Source organism: Pseudonocardia sp. HH130629-09, assembly GCF_001294645.1.
Lineage (GTDB): Bacteria > Actinomycetota > Actinomycetes > Mycobacteriales > Pseudonocardiaceae > Pseudonocardia.
Map to the genome: position 1 here is coordinate 4,533,613 of NZ_CP011868.1, position 18,132 is coordinate 4,551,744.

General features: G+C 73.9%; 17 protein-coding genes and 1 pseudogene. 5 read left to right on the forward strand and 13 right to left on the reverse strand.

Translation table 11 applies throughout. From position 1 onward, the window contains the following. Positions 1–3: 3 nt before the first annotated feature. A complete protein-coding gene (locus XF36_RS20955) occupies positions 4–225 on the reverse strand; it encodes a hypothetical protein (RefSeq protein WP_060713273.1) in 222 nt (73 codons plus the stop codon). Between the two features lie 19 nt (positions 226–244). Between XF36_RS20955 and XF36_RS20960 the strand changes: the two genes are divergently transcribed. Continuing rightward, a complete protein-coding gene (locus XF36_RS20960; RefSeq protein ID WP_060713274.1) occupies positions 245–838 on the forward strand; it encodes a TetR/AcrR family transcriptional regulator in 594 nt (197 codons plus the stop codon). Here the strand turns inward: XF36_RS20960 and XF36_RS20965 are convergent. From XF36_RS20965 to eno, 3 genes are all read right to left on the reverse strand, one after another. After that, on the reverse strand, positions 835–1,359 hold the full coding sequence (locus XF36_RS20965; protein ID WP_060713275.1) for a DUF501 domain-containing protein: 525 nt from the start codon (positions 1,357–1,359) through the stop codon (positions 835–837). The two genes, XF36_RS20960 and XF36_RS20965, sit on opposite strands and share 4 nt — an antisense overlap. Before the next feature lie 4 nt (positions 1,360–1,363). After that, the gene (locus XF36_RS30695) at positions 1,364–1,963 is read right to left on the reverse strand and encodes an FtsB family cell division protein (protein ID WP_060713276.1); all 600 of its coding nucleotides are present in this window, start codon (positions 1,961–1,963) and stop codon (positions 1,364–1,366) included. Positions 1,964–2,134: 171 nt separating this feature from the next. Beyond that, entirely contained in the window at positions 2,135–3,430 is a 1,296-nt protein-coding gene (gene eno / locus XF36_RS20975) for a phosphopyruvate hydratase (RefSeq protein ID WP_060713277.1), read from the reverse strand. 153 nt (positions 3,431–3,583) lie between these two features. Here eno and XF36_RS20980 point away from each other — a divergent pair, with 153 nt between their 5' ends. From XF36_RS20980 to efeB, 4 genes are all read left to right on the forward strand, one after another. Then, positions 3,584–3,994, forward strand: coding sequence for a tetratricopeptide repeat protein (locus XF36_RS20980; RefSeq protein WP_043279643.1), 411 nt, complete (start codon positions 3,584–3,586; stop codon positions 3,992–3,994). 133 nt (positions 3,995–4,127) lie between these two features. Beyond that, positions 4,128–4,952, forward strand: coding sequence for an iron uptake transporter permease EfeU (gene efeU, locus XF36_RS20985; RefSeq protein WP_060713278.1), 825 nt, complete (start codon positions 4,128–4,130; stop codon positions 4,950–4,952). A 44-nt stretch (positions 4,953–4,996) separates the two neighbouring features. Next, positions 4,997–6,145 (forward strand): iron uptake system protein EfeO, encoded by a 1,149-nt coding sequence (efeO, locus tag XF36_RS20990; protein WP_060713279.1) that lies wholly within the window; start codon positions 4,997–4,999, stop codon positions 6,143–6,145. Continuing rightward, positions 6,142–7,377 (forward strand): iron uptake transporter deferrochelatase/peroxidase subunit, encoded by a 1,236-nt coding sequence (efeB, locus tag XF36_RS20995; protein WP_060713280.1) that lies wholly within the window; start codon positions 6,142–6,144, stop codon positions 7,375–7,377. The genes efeO and efeB overlap by 4 nt, the downstream gene beginning before the upstream one ends. A gap of 25 nt (positions 7,378–7,402) precedes the next feature. On the opposite strand, the gene XF36_RS21000 is transcribed toward efeB, so the two are convergent. The 9 genes and pseudogenes from XF36_RS21000 to mfd all read right to left on the reverse strand — a co-directional run bounded on the left by XF36_RS21000 (position 7,403) and on the right by mfd (position 18,043). Next, on the reverse strand, positions 7,403–8,146 hold the full coding sequence (locus tag XF36_RS21000; RefSeq protein WP_060713281.1) for a lytic transglycosylase domain-containing protein: 744 nt from the start codon (positions 8,144–8,146) through the stop codon (positions 7,403–7,405). Positions 8,147–8,182: 36 nt separating this feature from the next. Next, complete coding sequence (locus tag XF36_RS21005; RefSeq protein ID WP_060713282.1) at positions 8,183–9,109, reverse strand: MazG family protein; 927 nt, start codon at positions 9,107–9,109, stop codon at positions 8,183–8,185. Then, positions 9,109–10,032, reverse strand: coding sequence for a SurA N-terminal domain-containing protein (locus tag XF36_RS21010; protein WP_158071447.1), 924 nt, complete (start codon positions 10,030–10,032; stop codon positions 9,109–9,111). The genes XF36_RS21005 and XF36_RS21010 overlap by 1 nt, the downstream gene beginning before the upstream one ends. Positions 10,033–10,045: 13 nt before the next feature. Continuing rightward, positions 10,046–10,792 carry a S41 family peptidase gene (locus XF36_RS34410; RefSeq protein ID WP_238589356.1) on the reverse strand — a complete coding sequence of 249 codons (747 nt, stop codon included), beginning with the start codon at positions 10,790–10,792 and terminating at the stop codon, positions 10,046–10,048. 87 nt (positions 10,793–10,879) lie between these two features. Continuing rightward, positions 10,880–11,989, reverse strand: a pseudogene (locus XF36_RS35285) (PDZ domain-containing protein); the annotation flags it as partial. Positions 11,990–12,016: 27 nt separating this feature from the next. Next, entirely contained in the window at positions 12,017–12,994 is a 978-nt protein-coding gene (locus XF36_RS21020) for a type III PLP-dependent enzyme (protein ID WP_060713285.1), read from the reverse strand. 5 nt (positions 12,995–12,999) lie between these two features. Continuing rightward, complete coding sequence (locus XF36_RS21025; RefSeq protein WP_145981407.1) at positions 13,000–13,797, reverse strand: transposase family protein; 798 nt, start codon at positions 13,795–13,797, stop codon at positions 13,000–13,002. Between the two features lie 120 nt (positions 13,798–13,917). Beyond that, positions 13,918–14,028 carry a hypothetical protein gene (locus tag XF36_RS30705; RefSeq protein ID WP_082375552.1) on the reverse strand — a complete coding sequence of 37 codons (111 nt, stop codon included), beginning with the start codon at positions 14,026–14,028 and terminating at the stop codon, positions 13,918–13,920. Positions 14,029–14,419: 391 nt separating this feature from the next. Next, positions 14,420–18,043 (reverse strand): transcription-repair coupling factor, encoded by a 3,624-nt coding sequence (gene mfd, locus XF36_RS21030; RefSeq protein WP_060714875.1) that lies wholly within the window; start codon positions 18,041–18,043, stop codon positions 14,420–14,422. Between the last annotated feature and the right edge of the window lie 89 nt (positions 18,044–18,132).

Below are 18,132 nucleotides of genomic sequence, written 5' to 3' on the forward strand. Positions count from 1 at the left end.
CGGTCAGGTCCGGGCGGCACCGTCGCCGGGCACGAGCACGAGCAGCCCGAACACGCTGCCCGCGTCCATCCGACGGTGTGCCTGCGCCGCCGACCGCAGGGGCAGCACCCCGTCGACGACGGTGCTGAGTCCACCCCGCACGGCGTCCTCGAACTGGTCGGCGCGGACCGCGTCCCGCCGGTCACGGGGGACGGTGTGGCGACGGTAGTGGACGCACCCGTCCACTTCGGCGGAAGTGAGACGGATGGACCGCGAGCTGCCTCGTCTGCGAGCCGACGCGCAGGACAACCGCGACCGGATCCTCGTCGCCGCCCGCGCCCTGTCCGCCGAGAACGGGCTGGACGTCGGGATGCGCGCGATCGCCCGGCGGGACGGGGTCGGCCCCGCGACCCTGTACCGCCGCTTCCCCACCCGCCACGACTCGGTCCGCGAGGCGTTCGCCGAGGAGATGCACGAGTGCCGGCAGATCGTCGTCGACGGAGTCGCCGACGACGACCCGTGGCGCGGCTTCCGGACGGTCGTGCACCGGCTACTCGCGCTGACCGTGCGGAACCGGGGCTTCGTCGACGCGTTGACGAGCGCGGAGCCCGCCCGGGACCTGCTCGTCGGCCACCGGCGGGAGCCGCTCGGCATGCTCGACGGTCTCGTGTCACGGGCGCGCGCGGCCGGTGCGCTGCGGGCCGACTTCGGCCGCGACGACCTGGTCCTGATCCTCCGGGCCGGGCGTTGCCTGGCCCTCGCACCGGAGGCGACCCGCGCACGCGACGCGGCCCGCTTCGCCCGGCTCGCGGTCGACGCCCTCCGCTCACCAGGCCCGGACCGTGAACAGCCGGTCTAGAGGCAGGGCGGCCCGGACCGCCACCACTCCCCGATCTCCTCGAGCGCCTCGTCGCCGAACGGGTTCACCCCGGACCCGGCCGCCAGGGCGTGCGCGACGTGCACGTGCAGGCACTTCACCCGGTCCGGCATGCCCCCGGCGGTGACGTCGGGGTGCGTGGACAGCGGTTCGATCGCGTCGCGCTCGGCGAGGTAGGTCTCGTGGGCGCGGCGGTAGGCGGCGGCCAGCTCGTCGTCGACGGCGAGCCGTTCCTCCATCTCCTTCATCCGGCCCTCGGCCTCGAGCGTCCCGATCCGCGACGCGAGCCGGGCACACGTCAGGTAGTACAGCGTCGGGAACGGGGTGCCGTCGGGAAGCCGCGGCGCGGTCTGCACGACCGCGGGGTGCCCGGAGGGGCAGCGGTAGGCGACCGCGAGGACCCCGCGCGGGGCGCGACCGAGCTGGTCGGCGACGGCGTCGAGGTCGGCCTGGGCGACCGGGCCCGGCTCCAGACCGGGCGGACGAGAACGAGTGCTGCTCACGCCCTCATCGTCGCGGGTCGCCCACGACGTCGTTCCACAGGGTGTGGAACCAGGGCACGCCGGGCTCGGCCTGACCGTCCTCGACGACCGGCGCCGGCGGGGCCGGGAACTGCGGCACGTAGGGCGTCTCCCCCGGCTCGACCATCCCGAGCCGGGCCCGGGCCTGGGCCTCGACCTCGGCCGGGTCCGAGAGCCGGGCACGGTCGGCGGACAGCCGCGCGACGTCGGCCTCCAGCGCCTGCTGCCGGTCCGAGACGTCGGACAGCTCCTGGCGCTGGGCGACGAAGTTGTGCAGCGGCACCGCGACGGTCAGCGCGAGTGCACAGACCACGATCGCCAGGATGGCGGCCCGCTTCGTCGACGACAGGCCCAGCAGGCCGGTCGTGCGGGCGACGACCTCGCCGGCGCGGGACCGGGCACGGGTGAGGCGGGGCCGGGCGCCCTGGGGTCCGGCCGGACGCGACCGCGCACCGGAACCGCCCGTCGACGCGGGTGCCCGCGCCGAGCGCCCGGTCGTGCTCCGCGGCTTCGCCGCGGCCCGGCCACGCCCCGTGCCGGTCGTGCGGGCGCGAGCGTCCCGTCCACGTCCCCGACGGTCCGCCATGCACCCTCCCGTCCGTACCGGGTTCCCTCACCCGTCAGTGCTGCTCGATGCCGCTGCGTGGCGGCCCGTCCAGCATGCCGCCCGATCGGGCACCGGTGACGGTGCCGCGCCGAACCGTCCGCAGACGATCCGGGCGGCACCGCCGTCACCGACGGGGGAACGACCGGAGCGTCAGCCCTGGCCGGGCACCTGGTAGCGCGGGAACGCCAGCTCGCCGTTGTAGCGGGCGGCGTCACCGAGCAGCTCCTCGATGCGCAGCAGCTGGTTGTACTTCGCCACCCGCTCGGACCGGGCCGGGGCGCCGGTCTTGATCTGGCCGCAGCCGGTCGCGACGGCGAGGTCCGCGATGGTGACGTCCTCGGTCTCCCCGGAACGGTGGCTCATCATGCAGCGGTAGCCCGCGTTGTGTGCCATCGTGACCGCATCGAGGGTCTCGGACAGCGTGCCGATCTGGTTGACCTTCACCAGCAGCGCGTTCGCGGCGCCGCGGGCGATGCCGTCCTCGAGCCGCTCCGGGTTGGTGACGAACAGGTCGTCGCCGACCAGCTGCACCTTGTCCCCGATGGACTCGGTGAGCGCGACCCAGCCGTCCCAGTCGTTCTCGTCCAGCGGGTCCTCGATCGAGACCAGCGGGTAGGCGGCCACCAGCTCGGCCCACACCTCGGACAGCTTGTCCGCGGTGATCTTCTTGCCCTCGAAGGAGTACTTGCCGCCCTCGTGGAACTCGGTCGCGGCGACGTCGAGCGCCAGCACGACGTCGGTGCCCAGCGTGTAGCCGGCGCGCTGCACGGCGGCGGCGATCAGGTCGAGCGCGCCGCGGGTGCCGCCCTTGACGTCGGGGGCGAAGCCGCCCTCGTCGCCGAGGCCGGTCGACAGGCCCTTGTCCTTCAGCTCCGACTTGAGCGCGTGGTAGACCTCCGCACCCCAGCGAAGCGCCTCGCGGAAGGTCTCCGCACCGATCGGCGCGACCATGAACTCCTGCACGTCGACGGAGGTGTCGGCGTGCGCACCACCGTTGAGGATGTTCATCATCGGCACCGGCAGTACGTGCGCGTTGGAGCCGCCGACGTAGCGGAACAGCTCCAGGCCCGAGGACTCCGCCCCGGCCTTCGCGACGGCCAGCGACACGCCCAGCAGGGCGTTCGCGCCGAACTTCGACTTGTCCGGGGTGCCGTCGAGGTCGACGAGGCGCTGGTCGACCAGCCGCTGGTCCACCGCCTCGACGCCGACGAGCTCCGGTCCGATCTCGTCGAGGACGGCCGCGACGGCCTTCTCGACGCCCTTGCCGCCGTAGCGGTTCTTGTCGCCGTCCCGGAGCTCGACGGCCTCGTGCTCACCGGTCGAGGCGCCCGACGGGACCGCGGCACGCGCCAGCGTGCCGTCGTCCAGCGCGACCTCGACCTCCACCGTGGGATTGCCCCGGGAATCGAGGATCTCGCGTGCCCCGACCTGCTCGATGACCGCCACCGTGACTCCTGTTCTGATCGCGGGTGTCGTCCGGTGCGTCAGCGTAGTCACCGGTCGGCCCCCGGCGGGGGACGCTTACGTCACCCTGCTCCGCACCGGTGGTCTGTCAAGGCCTCGCATCCCGCCCGGATCGCACCTAACGTGGGGGTGACCATGAGCAGTCCCCGTGCGAACCACCAGGACCCGGTCGCCGCGTTCCGCCGTGCCGACCGCCTGCTCTCCCGGCACCGCCCGCTCGAGGCCCTCGACGCGCTCCGTCCCGTCCTCGACGCACACGGTCCGGACGAACCCGGCGACGCCTCGGTGCACCTGCTCGCCGGCCGCGCCTACCTGGACTCGGCGCAGCTGCGGAAGGCCGAGGCCGCGTTCGTGCGGGTCGTCGAGATGGATCCGGCCGACCACTACGCGCGCTTCGCGCTCGGTAAGACCCTGCAACGGCAGGGCAGGCTCGGCGAGGCCGAGACCCAGCTGAAGATCGCCTCGGCGATGGACCCGCGCCCGGAGTACCAGGAGGCACTGGGTGAGGTGCGGGCCCGCATCGCACTCGCGCCCGACCGTCCCTGAACTGCGAAAACGGATCTTCCGGGGCGAATGCCTCGCGACACTTCCCTCCTCGATCGGGTGAGGTTAGCCTTCCCGCCCGGCAGCTCACCCTCACCTGGCGACTGCTCGTGGTGTCCGTGCCGCAGGAGGTCGCATGCTGGGAAACGCGCTCATCGGGCTGCGCGAAGGACTCGAGGCCGCGCTCGTCGTGGCGATCCTGGTGGCCTTCCTGGTCCGCACCGGGCGTCGGTCCGAGCTGCCCAGGGTGTGGGCCGGCGTCGCGCTCGCCGTCGCCGTCAGCGTCGGTGTCACGCTCGGGCTGACCCTGACCCAGCAGGCGCTGACGTTCCAGGCGCAGGAGGCGCTCGGCGGTTCCCTCTCGATCATCGCGGTCGGCTTCGTCACCTGGATGATCTTCTGGATGCGCTCGCACGGCCGGACCCTGTCCCGCGAGCTCGAAGGCGCCCTGGACCGGGCCGTGTCGATGGGGCCGTGGGCCGTCGTCGTGATGGCGGCGCTCGCCGTGGGCCGCGAGGGCCTGGAGACCGCGATCTTCTTCTTCGCCGCCGCGCAGGCCGCGGGCGAGACCGCCGGACCGCTGGTCGGGTTCCTGATCGGCATCGCGGTCGCCGTCGCGCTGGCGTACGGGATCTACCGCGGCGCACTGAAGATCGACCTGGGGCGGTTCTTCACCGTCACCGGCTTCCTGCTGATCTTCGTCGCCGCCGGGATCCTCGCCTACGGCGTCCACGACCTGCAGGAGGCCGGGCTCCTGCCCGGCCTGAACACCCTGGCCTTCGACGTCAGCGACGTGGTCCCCGCCGACTCCTGGTACGGCACGCTCCTCAAGGGGATCTTCAACTTCTCCCCGCAGACGACCGTGCTGCAGGCCGTCGTCTGGTCGCTCTACGTCGTGGTGGTCCTGGCGCTGTTCCTGCGCCCGGCCCGCCGGCGCACCCCCGCCGCCACCGGCGCCTGAACCCTGCACCGTCCACGGTGTCCGTCCCTCTAGGAGCACGCACGATGTCCCCCGTCACTCGCACGGCCGCCGGCCTGACGTCGCTCACCGTCGCCGCCGCCCTGCTGGCCGGCTGCACCTCGACCGCCCCGGCGGCGCAGGGACCCGGCGACGGCGGCCCGATCACCGTGAACGCCACCGACACCGCCTGCGAGGTGTCGACCACGCAGGCCCCGGCCGGCAACGTCACCTTCCGGATCACCAACGCCGGCAGCAAGGTCACCGAGTTCTACCTCTACGCCACCGGCGACCGGATCATGGGCGAGGTCGAGAACATCGGCCCCGGCCTGTCCCGCGACCTGATCGTCGAGGTCCCCGACGGCGGCACCTACACCACCGCCTGCAAGCCCGGCATGTCCGGTGACGGCATCCGCGCCCCGTTCACCGTCACCGGGTCCGCGCAGCGCGCCACCGACACCAACGCCGAGCTCGCCGCCGCCACCGCCGGCTACCTGCGCTACGTGTCCTCCCAGTCCGACGCGCTGGTCACCAAGACCTCCGAGTTCGCCGCCGCCGTGTCGGCCCGCGACGTCGCGAAGGCCAAGACCCTGTTCCCGGTCGCCCGCACCTACTACGAGCGGATCGAGCCGATCGCCGAGTCCTTCGGCGACCTCGACCCGAAGCTCGACGGCCGTGAGGACGACGAGCGCGACCCCGGCGTCGCCTGGACCGGGTTCCACCGGCTCGAGAAGGACCTCTGGATCGACGGCCTGAAGGCCGACTCCCCGCAGATCGCCGCGACCCTGGTCACCGACACCAAGGACCTGCAGGGCCGCATCCCCGGCCTGAAGCTCACCTCGGCCGAGCTCGCCAACGGCGCCAAGAGCCTGCTCGACGAGGTCGCCACCGGCAAGATCACCGGCGAGGAGGACCGCTACTCCCACACCGACCTGTGGGACTTCCAGGCCAACGTGGAGGGTTCGCAGGCCGCCGTCGCCGCGCTGCGCCCGGTGATCGACCAGAAGGACCCGGCGCTGGGCCCGCTGCTCGACCAGCGCTTCGAGGCCGTCGACACGCTGCTGCAGGGCTACCGCGTCGGCGACGGCTACAAGCTCTACACCCAGCTGACGCCCGAGGACACGAAGAAGATGGCCGCGGCCGTCGACGCGCTGGCCGAGCCGGTCAGCAAGGTCGCGGGCACCGTCACCGCATGAGCCCGCTGCACGTCTCCCGGCGGGGACTGTTCGGCCTGACCGGCGCCGGTGTGGCCCTGGCCGGGGCGGGCGTCGCCGCCGGGTACGGCCTGTCCGGGAACGGCTCCGCGGCGGGCGACGGGACCGTCGCCTTCCGCGGCGCCCACCAGGCCGGGATCGTGACCCCCGCCCAGGACCGGCTGCACTTCGTGGCCCTGGACCTCACCACCACCGACCGGGCCGCGGTGCGCGACCTGCTGGCCCGGTGGACGTCGTCGGCCGAGCGGATGACGGCCGGAGGGGAGACCGCCGAGGGCGGCGCGCTGCCCGGCAACCGCTACACCGCCCCGGCCGACACCGGCGAGGCGCTCGGGCTGCCGCCGTCGTCGCTGACGCTGACCTTCGGCGTCGGCTCCGGGTTCTTCGACAAGCTCGGCATCACCGACCGGCGCCCGACCGGGCTCGCCGCGCTGCCGCGGTTCGAGCGCGACCAGCTCGACCCGGCCCGCTCCGGCGGGGACCTGTGCATCCAGGCCTGCGCCGACGACCCGCAGGTCGCCGTGCACGCGGTGCGCAACCTGGTCCGCGAGGGCTTCGGCGTCACCGAGGTGCGCTGGTCGCAGCTGGGGTTCGGACGGACGTCGTCGACGTCCACCGGGCAGGCCACGCCGCGCAACCTGTTCGGCTTCAAGGACGGCACCAACAACCTCAAGGCCGAGGAACCGGACCTGCTGGACCGTCACGTGTGGGTCGGCGACGAGGGCCCGGAGTGGCTGCGCGGCGGCTCCTACCTGGTGGCGCGCCGGATCCGGATGCACATCGAGGTGTGGGACCGCTCCAACCTCGACGACCAGCAGCGCACCATCGGACGGGACAAGGGCGAGGGCGCGCCGCTGACCGGGACGGCCGAGTTCGACACCGCCGACCTCGCCGCGACCGACACCTCCGGGCCGGTCATCCCGGACGACGCGCACATCCGGCTCGCCTCCGAGCAGGAGAACGGCGGGGCGCGGATCCTGCGGCGCGGCTACAACTTCGTCGACGGCTCCGACGGGCACGGGCACCTCGACGCCGGCCTGTTCTTCATCGCGTTCGTGCGCGACCCGCAGCGCCAGTACGTGCCGATGCAGCGCAGGCTGGCCCGCTCCGACGCGCTCAGCGAGTACCTGGAGCACAACGGCTCGGCGCTGTTCGCGGTCCCGCCCGGCCTCGCCGAGGGCGACGACCACTGGGGCCGCGCGCTGCTCGCCTGACCCTGCGACGCCGGGGCCGGCCCCGTCAGGGGGCGGGCGGTGCGGGGGCAGCGGTGCGCTGTGCGTAGTCCGCGGCGGCGGACCACACGTCGCCGGCGTACTCGCGGGAGGCGTTGTAGGCGAGCACCCCGCGCCACCAGTCCCCCGCCTCGGCGACGTCGCGCCCGTTCGCGCACAGGTAGCCGGCCGCGGCGAGCGCGGCGTCGTCGACCTGCTGGGGGTCGGCGACGCCGTCCCCGTTGCCGTCCGCGCCGTAGCGCGCCCAGGTCCCGGGCAGGAACTGCATCGGCCCGACCGCGCGGTCCAGCACCGGGTCGCCGTCGAGGCGGCCGCCGTCGGTGTCGGCGACCCGGCGGGTGCCACCGGTGCCGTCGAGCGGGATGCCGATGATCGGCGGGTCGACGCGGCCGTCCGGGCCGGGCTCGGCGCCGCGGAAGGTGGCGTGCCCGGACTCGATCCGGCCGACCCCGGCCAGCGTCGCCCAGCTCAACCGGCAGGCCGGGGTGCGCTCGCGCTGGAGCAGCTCGGCGTTCGAGTAGGCCTGCAGGGTCCGTTCGGGAATGTCCGCCTCGGCCGCGGTGGCCCTGGCCCATGCGACGACGTCGGTGCCCGCGGGCAGCGGCGCGGACGCGGGCGGGGCGGACTGCCGGTCGACCGGGGTCCGGGGCAGCGACGGCCCGAAGTCCGGGCCGGTCGCCAGCGAGACGCCCACGATCAGGGCCACGATGCCGCCGATGGCCGCGAGGAGCGACTGAGTGCGCACGCTCATACGTTACCGACGGGTATCACCCGATCGGGGACGGGGTCAGGGGCCTGACCAGTAGCGACGCCAGTCCTGCGCGGTCAGCGCGTGCGGATCGAGCCCGTCCGCGGCCGCGGCCTTCTCCGCCGACCGCACCCGTGCCTCGAACTCGCGGGCGGCCGTGCGCAGCGCGGCCTCCGGGTCGCCGCCGCCGAGCTGCGCTGCCGCGGCCAGCCGGAACAGTGCCGCACCGGCGTCGTCGCCGGCGGGCAGCAGGTCCACGGGCAGCCCCGCCTTCGCCGTGCGGGAGGTCAGCTTCGCGGCGAACGCGACGGCCGGCTGGACCGTCGCGACGCCGTCGACACTGGACTCGCGCTGCTTCTCGGCGCGCTTGAGCTCGTCCCAGCGGCGGTCCTGGTCGGCGGCCGTGGCGACCTGCTCCCCCGCGGCGAACACGTGCGGGTGGCGACCGACGAGCTTGTCGACCAGCCCGGTCGCGACCTCGTCGATCCCGAACGGGGCGTCGGGGTGCTCGGTGGCGACGCGGGCGTGGAACAGCACCTGCAGCAGGACGTCGCCGAGCTCCTCGCGCAGCTCGGTGCGGTCACCGTCCTCGATGGACTGGTACAGCTCGTAGCACTCCTCGACGAGGTAGCGCAGCAGCGACGTGTGGGTCTGCTCGGCGTCCCAGGGGCAGCCGCCGGGTGAGCGGAGCCGGTCCATCACCGCGACGGCGTCCAGCACCGCGTGTCCGGTCGGCGGCGGCACCGCGCCGGGGTGCGCGGCGGAGGGGTGGCCCGCCGGTACGAGCAGCACCGTGCCGTCGGCGAGTTCGGCGGGGTCGGTGCCGGTCCAGTCGACGGCCCCGGCGGCGGCACCGGCGTCGAGACCGGGCACGGCGAGCACCTCGGTCGCGGAGCGCAGCGCCGGCAGCGCCGCGGCCGGGAGTGCGGCCCCGCGACGGGGACAGACGACGATCGTCGCGGCCATCAGGGGGCGGGCGGGGTCGGGTTGCCGGCGGCGACCGGGAACACCACGGAGGCGTCCTCGGCGGTCGGCACGGCGAGCATCTGGATCGGGTCCCACACGCCGTAGCGGGGGTTGAGCTGCACCCCGGTGCGCAGCGCGGTGGGGGTGAGCATCCGGATCCCGGCCTCGGACAGCGACCGCTGGTCCAGCTGGCCGACCGCATTGCCCGGGGCAGGGGCGCCGAGGTCGCGCTCGGTGACCCGGACCACGACCCAGCCCTGGCCGCTGCCCAGCGGGAACGCCGCGACCCAGCCGGCCGGGATGCCGATCAGCGGGGTGAGCGCGGCCTGCGGGGTCTCGGCCGGGCGGATCGCGAGCCCGCGCTGGGTGGTGCCGGCACCGGCCAGCGCCGCCTCGGCCCGCTGCCCGCCGGCGGCGACCTCGCGGGCCAGCGTCGTGGCCTGGGCCCGGTCCTGGGCGACCGCGACGTCCGCGGTCACCGACAGCCGCGGCAGCTCACGCCGGGCCAGCTCGGTCAGGGTCAGCTCGTCCCGGGTCGCGGCCTGCACACCGCCGACCGCCAGCGACGACTCCTGCACCGCCTGCTCGCCACCCTGCCGGGCGATCGCCGCGGTGACCTGCTGGTCGGTCACGGTGACACCCTGCTCCGGGGCGGTCAGGCCGATCAGGTCGCGGATCACCAGCTGGGACACCACGGCCCGCCCGATGTCGGCCTGGGACCCGCCCTGGGCCTTCAGACCGTCGACCAGCCCGGGCCGGGTGAGCACGGAGGTGATCGCGGGCTGCACGGTGGCGAGCGGGATCGACCTCTCGCCGACGATCGCGGCGGAGTCGACCCGGCTCGGCCCGGCACCGCAGCCGGCCCCGGTGACAGCGACGGCCCCGACGATCAGCAGGGCGGCGGTGATCCTGCGAGTGCGCACGGCGGTCAGCCTCTCACGCGATGTGGTGCCGATCTCCCCCACCCGGCCGACCCGGCAGCGCGGGCCGGGCCACCGACGGCCGCCCGGCGAGGTCCGGCGGCCGCGCGGGCGGGTGCTCGTCGAGCCGGGCCATGGCGATCTCGATCGCCCGGTCCAGCTGCGGGTCCCGTCCGGCCGCCCGGTCCTGCGGGGTCACGACCACCTCCACGTCGGGGTCCACCCCATGGTTCTCCATCGTCCAGCCGACGTCGTCGAACCAGGTGGCGTAGCGGGGCTGGGTGACCAGGGTGCCGTCGACGAGCCGGTAGCGGCTGTCGATGCCGATCACCCCGCCCCAGGTGCGGGTCCCGACGACCGGGCCGACCCCGAGCCGCTTGATCGCGGCGGTGACGACGTCGCCGTCGGAGCCGGAGCGCTCGTCGGCCAGGGTCACCACCGGGCCGCGCGGCGCCTGCTCGGGATAGGTCGCGGGTGCGCCGTGGCGGGGCAGGTCCCACCCGATGACGCGGCGCGCGAGCTTCTCCACCACCAGCTGCGAGGTGTGTCCGACGCGGTTGCCGCGCACGTCGAGCAGCAGGCCGTCCTTCGCGGTCTCGCGGGCGAGGTCGCGGTGCAGCTGGGCCCAGCCGTAACCCATCATGTCCGGCACGTGCAGGTAGCCCAGCCGCCCCGCGGACCGCTCGGCGACCTCGGCGCGCAGCCGGGCCACCCGGTCCTGGTAGCGCAGCTCGTCCTCGGAGTGCAGCGGGCGCACCGCCACGCGGCGGACGGTGCCCGCGTCGGGCCGGTCGGGTCCGGAGCGCACGGTGAGCTCCACCGTGCTCCCGGCCGTCGCGACGAGCAGCGGCGCGGGCCCCCAGTGCGGGTCGAGCGGGCACCCGTACACCTCCAGCAGCACGTCCCCGGCCCGCACGTCGACGCCGGGCCCGGACAGCGGGCTGCGTGCGGCGGGCGCGGAGGTCTCCGGCGGGGCCGGGCGCGCACGCCGGGCTCGGCGAGCAGTGCGCGGGCGGGGCCGTCGCGGTGGGTGAGCCGGTGCACGGTGCCGAGCACCGACACGATGCTCGCCCGGCCGGTGCGGTCCGGCCGGACCGGGCCCAGGTCGGCGGGCAGCGACGCGCGGAAGGGCTCGCGGGCGCGCCGCGGCCCGCCGGGCCGGACGTCGATCCGGCGCGGCTGCGAGGCGGCGGACAGGTCGTCGAGCAGGAAGATCTCCCCTGCCGACGCGTAGACCACCCGGCGCCCGTCGGTGCTCGCGTGTCGGACGTAGAAGTCGGTGCCGCCCCCGGAGCCGTGGTCGGTGTGCCGGCGCAGGTCGGTGCCGGGGTCGGCGAGCGGGACGGAGTAGACGTTCCCCCAGCCCTCGTGGTCGGAGACGAACGCCAGCGGCGGGCCCGACCCGTCGTCGACGATCATGGGGCACTCCAGCTGTCCGGCCAGACCGGCGAGGACCCGGGTGAACTCCCCCGTCCCGGTGGCGTCGAGCCAGAGCCGGCCCGCGCGCCCGCCGCGGTAGCGCTTCCAGTGGGCCGCGTCCCGCCCGCCCTCGACCTGGGTGAGCACGGCGGGGCCGCCGGGCTGGTGGGCGAGCGCGGAGAGCGTGCCGTGCGGCAGCAGCTCCGGTGTGCCGCCGGTCGCCGGGACCGCGTACGCCCACAGCCGGGAGGTCGCGTCCCCGTGCGCCGACAACGCGACCACCGCCCCGTCGGGGGGCCAGCCCGCTGCGCGGGTCGTCGCCTCGCCCCACCAGGTGAGCCGGGTGGGCGTGCCGCCCTCGGCATCGACCCGGTACACCTCCGGCGCACCGTCGCGCCGGGAGGCGAAGGCGATCGACCCGCCGTCGGGTGAGAAGCGCGGCGCGGTGACGGGCACCCCGTCCGCGGTCAGGCGGTGGGCCCGCCCGCCCGCGACCGGAGCCGTCCACGATCGTCCTCCGCGACCAGGACGAGCGTGTCACCCGACAGGTGGGGATGGCGCAGGAAGCTCACACGGCGACGTTAGCCGCACGCACCGACATTCCGGACCCGCCCGTGGCGGGGTCCCCGGTGCAGACGCAGCGCAGCGGGGCGAACCCGTTGAAGCCGACCGAGGAGTAGCTGGTGGTGTAGGCGCCGGTGTGCAGCAGCCGGACCACGTCACCGGCGCACAGGTCGTCGGGGAGCAGGTAGGGATGCCTGCGGTAGAGCACGTCGGCGCTGTCGCAGGTCGGTCCGGCCAGGACGACCGGCGAGCGGGGACCGTCGTCGTGGGCGGTGCGGATCGGGTAGCGGACCAGCTCGCCCTCGGTCTCGGCGAGCCCGCCGAAGCGGCCGATGTCGAGGTAGACCCAGCGTGGACCGGCGTCGCCGTCCCGGTCGGACACGAGCACGACCTCGCTGTAGAGCGTCCCCGCGCCGGCGACGAGGCCCCGGCCCGGTTCGATCATCAGCTCCGGCCGGTCGTCGCCGAACTCCGCGGCGACCGCGTCCCGGATCGCGTCGCCGTAGTCCGCCAGGGGGAGGACGTGCGCGTCGTAGTGCGAGGGGAAGCCGCCACCGAGGTTGAGCAGGTACGGCCGCAGACCACGGGCGCGGACCCTGCGGAACACCTCCGCGGCGTCGGCGATCCCGGCGCGCCACGCCCCCGGGTCGAGCTGCTGGGAGCCGACGTGGAACGACACACCCGCCGCGCGCAGCCCGGCCCCGTCGGCGTCGAGCAGCAGCGACGCGGCCGCAGCGGGCGAGCACCCGAACTTGCGGTCCAGCGGGAAGCAGGAGCCCGCGCCGCTGCAGGCGGCCCGGACGAACACCTCGGCACCCGGCGCGCACCGGGCGATCTTCGCCAGCTCGGCGGCCGAGTCGACCGCGAACCGGCGCACGCCGCTGCGGTGCGCGAACGCGATGTCGCGTTCCTTCTTGACGGTGCTGCCGTAGGAGATGTCCGCGGGCCGGGCACCGGCCGCCAGGCACAGAGCGTTTGCCAACCTGATCAGACGTTGGTGATCATGAGCGTCTGAACAGCGGCGACGAGGTCGGTGGCGTGGCTGGGGCTGGAGCAGATCTTCCGCAGGATCCGCCAGTTCTTGAGCTCGGCGTTGACCCGTTCACCGGGCCCGCGTTGGCGGGCGTGAGTGGTGTTGACTTCCTTCTGTGCTGCAGACAGGGGCCGGTAGCGGCCGGTGTCGCGGTCCAGGCGTCGCCTGCGCTGCGGGACGACGACGTGTTTGCCGGCGCCTTGGTAGGCGGTGTCGGCGATCGCCTGAACGCCGGCGTCGGCGAGGGCGTCGATGATCCCGTGCTGGCGGGCCGCGGCGATGTCGTGACGGGCACCGGGCAGCGCCGGTGAGATCCACACCAGCCGGCCGGCCGGGTCGGCGATGACCTGCACGTTCACGCCGTGGCACTTGTGCTTGCCGGAGTAGAAGCCGGCGTTGTAGTCCGATCCCATCCCGACCCGGTCGATACGCAGCAGGCTCCCGTCGAGGATCACGAACGCCTTCCCGCGGGCGACCTCGATCGCCTGCTCGAGGCTCGGGGCCAGGTCGGCGAGCAGCGCGATCGCCTCGCGGATGTAGCGGAACGCGGTCGAGGTACCGACGCAGAACCCGCCCGCGAGGTCGGCGTAGGTCTCGTTCTTGCGCAGATGCGCCACCACGAGCAGGGCCTGGCGGCCGGCGGAGAGCTTGCGCCAGCGGGTGCCGAGCTGGTTGCGGTGGCCGCGCAGGGCGTCGGCGAGCTGTTGGATGACGCGGCTGGACACGTTCATCGCGGACGGGTAGGACTGCACGTGAAGCTCCTGGTCAGGCGTGTTGATCTAGTCAATCGCCCGTCTACCAGGAGCTTCACCAATTCACGGACACGCCACGCCGCAGAGCCGCTGACCAGCACAGATCAAGTTGGCAAAGGCTCACAGTTCCAGCTCCGGCCGACTGGCGACGTCGAATCGTGCGCCGAGACCGACCAGGAATGCGACGAGCCGTGGGTCCGGATTCGCCTTGACCGCGTAGAACAGGTCCACGCCGGCAAGCGCGTCACCGAATTCGACATACCGTTCTCAGACGACGTCCATGTCCAACACCAGGCACGGAGTGCAGAAATCGGCGGAATCGGTGGAGTCTGGACGGCGATCGGACATCGGACACACCTCTTTCCCAGAAACGGGGAGCTGACGACGGAAACGGCCTTCTCGCGGGCCGTTGACCTGATCGTAAAACAGTGTGGATCGCGTCCGCGGAGTGCTGTGGATCGCCGGAAGAAATGGGAACCCACGTCGCGCGATTGATCCCGACAACTCCGACGACCGGTTCGCCGGTGTCCGTCCCGTTACGTCCCGGAAACAGCACGGACGCCGACACCCGAAGTTCCCCGGCGGTACACCGGGTGTTCATCAGGATCGCGTCAGGACCGCGTCAGGAGGAGGCCGAGCTGTGCACCGGGGTGGAGGTCGGCACGATCTGCAGCAGCAGCTCCGCGCACCAGCCGAGCAGCTCGACGTCGCGCAGCGCCGCCCCGCCGATCCGGTTGCCCTGCATCGGCTTGGGCACCGTGACGATCTGCGCGGCCGCCTTGTACTGCGCCTTCGGGTAGAGCCGGCGCAGCCGCAGCTGGGCGGAGTCGGGCAGCTGCATCGGCCCGATCCGCAGCTGGGTGCCCGCCGAGGCGACCTCACGGATGCCGAGGCGGCGGCACAGCTGGCGGAACCGGGCGACCTCCAGCAGGTTGCGCACCGGGGTCGGGGGCTCGCCGTAGCGGTCGGTCAGCTCCTCGACGATCGCGGTGAGCGCGGCGTCGTCGGGCGCTTCGGCGATCTTGCGGTAGACCTCCAGACGCAGCCGCTCGCCGTCGACGTAGTCGTGCGGGACGTGCGCGTCGACCGGCAGGTCGACCCGGACCTCCTGCAGCTCCTCCGGCTCGGCCCCGATCTCCCCGCCCGCCTGCTTGCGGAACGCGGCGACGGCCTCCCCGACCAGGCGGATGTAGAGGTCGAACCCGACGCCGGCGATGTGGCCGGACTGTTCGGCGCCCAGGATGTTGCCCGCTCCGCGGATCTCCAGGTCCTTCATCGCGACGGCCGCGCCGGAGCCCAGCTCGGAGTGCTGGGCGATGGTGGCGAGCCGGTCGTGCGCGGTCTCGGTGAGCGGGTGGTCGGCCGGGTAGAGGAAGTAGGCGTAGCCACGGTCGCGGCCACGCCCGACCCGGCCGCGCAGCTGGTGGAGCTGGGACAGCCCCAGGGTGTCGGAGCGCTCGACGATCAGGGTGTTGGCGTTGGAGATGTCCAGGCCGTTCTCGACGATCGTGGTGCAGATCAGCACGTCGAACTCGCGGTGCCAGAATGCGCTGACGGTCCGCTCCAGCAGGTCCTCGTTCATCTGCCCGTGCGCGACGGCGACCCGGGCCTCGGGGACGAGGTCCTGGATCTTCTTGGCCGCGCGGTCGATCGAGCTGACCCGGTTGTGGACGTAGAACACCTGGCCGTCGCGCAGCAGCTCGCGGCGCACGGCGGCGGCGACCTGCTTGTCGTCGTAGGCGCCGACGTAGGTCAGGGTCGGGTGCCGCTCCTCGGGCGGGGTGGTGATCGCCGACATCTCGCGGATGCCGGCCAGGCTCATCTCCAGGGTCCGCGGGATCGGTGTCGCGGACAGGGTCAGCACGTCGACGTGCGCGCGCAGCGCGGTGATGTGCTCCTTGTGCTCGACACCGAAGCGCTGCTCCTCGTCGACGATCACCAGGCCGAGGTCCTTCCAGCGGATGCCGGTCTGGAGCAGCCGGTGCGTGCCCACGACGACGTCGACCTGCCCGTCGGCGAGCTTCTCGATCGTCTCGCGCGCCTCGGCCGGGTCGGTGAACCGCGACAGCCCGCGCACGGTCACCGGGAACTGGCGCATCCGCTCGGAGAACGTCGACAGGTGCTGGGTGGCGAGCAGCGTCGTCGGCACGAGCACGGCGACCTGCTTGCCGTCCTGGACCGCCTTGAACGCCGCCCGCACCGCGATCTCGGTCTTGCCGAACCCGACGTCGCCGGAGATGACGCGGTCCATCGGGACCGGACGTTCCATGTCCCGCTTGACCTCGTCGATCGCCGACAGCTGGTCGGGGGTCTCGGTGTAGGGGAACGCGTCCTCGAGCTCGCGCTGCCACGGGGTGTCCGCGCCGAACGCGTGCCCCGGCGAGGCCTGGCGGGCCGCGTAGAGCTGCACAAGACCGGCCGCGATGTCCTTGACCGCCTTGCGGGCGCGGCTCTTGGTCTTGGCCCAGTCCCCGCCGCCGAGCTTGTTGACCGCGGGCTGCTCGCCGCCCACGTAGCGGCTGATCTCGTCGAGGGCGTCGGTCGGCACGAACAGCCGGTCGGCGGGCTGGCCGCGCTTGGAGCTGGCGTACTCCAGCACCAGGTACTCGCGGGTGGCGCCCTGGACGGTGCGTTCCTTCATCTCGACGAAGCGCCCGATGCCGTGCTGGTTGTGGACGACGAAGTCGCCGGGCTGTAGCACCGCCAGGTCGACGGCGTTGCGCTTGCGCGGGGTGGTCCGGCGCGGCGCGGTGTCGAGCCCGGCGCGGCTGCCGGTCAGGTCGGGCTCGGAGACGACGACCAGCCCCACCTCCGGCGCGGTGAACCCGTTCAGCACCCGCCCGCAGGTGACCGTGACGATCCCCTTCTCCGGGGCGTCGGCCAGCACCGGGACGGCCGCGGCCGGGACCTCCGCCTCGCGCAGCTGCTCCAGCGAGCGGTCCGCGGTGCCCTGCCCGGCCAGCACGAGCACCGCGGCACCGCCGGTGGCGACGTGGGCGCGCAGGTCGGTCAGCGCGCGGTCGGTGTCGCCACGGTAGGGCTCGATCTCGTGCACGCCCGCCACGACGACGTCGTCGGCACCCGACAGCAGCGGCGACAGCGACACCACGGGGCGGCCGGTCGCCGTCGCGTGGTCGAGCGTGACGCGCAGGTCGCGGTAGGCCGACCCGGAGACGTCGATCGGGGCCTCGCCCCCGGAGCCGGACGCCAGCCAGGACGCCTCCAGGAACTCCTGCCCGGTGCGCACGAGGTCGGCGCAGCGGGTCCGGATGCGCTCGGGGTCGGCGAGCAGCACCCGCGTCCCGTCCGGCAGCAGGTCGGTGAGCGTCTGCATCTCCCCGCCGACCAGCGCCGGGATCAGCGACTCCATGCCCTCGCCGGGGATGCCCTCGGACAGCTTCTCCAGCAGCTCGCGCAGCGGGTTGCGGTTGAGCCCGGCGGTCTCGGGCTGTTCGAGGGCCAGCTCGGCGGCCCGCTCGCGCACGGGGGTGGTGAGCAGCAGCTCGCGACACGGCGGGACGTCGATCCGGGTGACCTCGCCGACCGAACGCTGGTCGGCGACGGAGAACGACCGCACCTCGGAGACCTCGTCGCCCCAGAACTCGACGCGCACCGGATGCTCGGCGGTCGGCGGGAAGATGTCGAGGATGCCGCCGCGCACGGCGAACTCGCCGCGGGTGGTCACCATCTCGGCGCGGCTGTAGGCCAGCTCGACCAGCCGCACGAGGAGCTGCTCGAAGTCGTGCTCCTCGCCGACGGCCAGCGAGACCGGGGCGAGCGTGCCCAGCCCGGGCGCGACGGGCTGGATCAGGCTGCGCGCCGCGGTCACGACCACCCGCGGGGCGGTCTCGGCCGAGGCGAGCCGGCGGAAGATCGTCAGCCGGCGGGCGACGGTGTCCGGGCGCGGGGACAGCTTCTCGTGCGGCAGCGTCTCCCAGCTCGGCAGCACGACGACGGGTGCGCCCGCGCAGTCGTGCACGGTGTCGGCGGCGGCGCCCGGCGCCTCGCCGTGGCCGAGCAGGTCCGACACCGCGGCCGCGAGGTCCTCGGCCTCCCGGTCGGTGGCGGTCACGGCGAGCACCGTGAAGGTCTCGGCGAGCCCGGCGGCGAGCAGCGGGCGCACCGCGGAGGGGCCCTCGACCTGCACGGCAGGGGTCTCACCGGCGCGGGTGTCCGCGGCGCGGGCGGCATCGACGGCGGCACGGAGACCGGCGTCGGACAGGGCGGAGGTGAGCAGACCGGACAGGATGGCCACGACGGCGCTGGCTCCTCGGTGGAGGTGGGCTGGCGGTGCGCGCGGCGGCGGGGGCCGACCGCGGGCAGGGCAGACCCCTG

Bases quoted from the DNA above. Each gene is read 5' to 3' on its own strand.
- efeU (WP_060713278.1), top strand. From the start codon at position 4,128: ATGCTGGGAAACGCGCTCATCGGGCTGCGCGAAGGACTCGAGGCCGCG.
- efeB (WP_060713280.1), top strand. From the start codon at position 6,142: ATGAGCCCGCTGCACGTCTCCCGGCGGGGACTGTTCGGCCTGACCGGC.
- XF36_RS20960 (WP_060713274.1), top strand. From the start codon at position 245: ATGGACCGCGAGCTGCCTCGTCTGCGAGCCGACGCGCAGGACAACCGC.
- XF36_RS21000 (WP_060713281.1), bottom strand. From the start codon at position 8,146: ATGAGCGTGCGCACTCAGTCGCTCCTCGCGGCCATCGGCGGCATCGTG.
- XF36_RS30695 (WP_060713276.1), bottom strand. From the start codon at position 1,963: ATGGCGGACCGTCGGGGACGTGGACGGGACGCTCGCGCCCGCACGACC.
- XF36_RS20980 (WP_043279643.1), top strand. From the start codon at position 3,584: ATGAGCAGTCCCCGTGCGAACCACCAGGACCCGGTCGCCGCGTTCCGC.
- XF36_RS21005 (WP_060713282.1), bottom strand. From the start codon at position 9,109: ATGGCCGCGACGATCGTCGTCTGTCCCCGTCGCGGGGCCGCACTCCCG.
- efeO (WP_060713279.1), top strand. From the start codon at position 4,997: ATGTCCCCCGTCACTCGCACGGCCGCCGGCCTGACGTCGCTCACCGTC.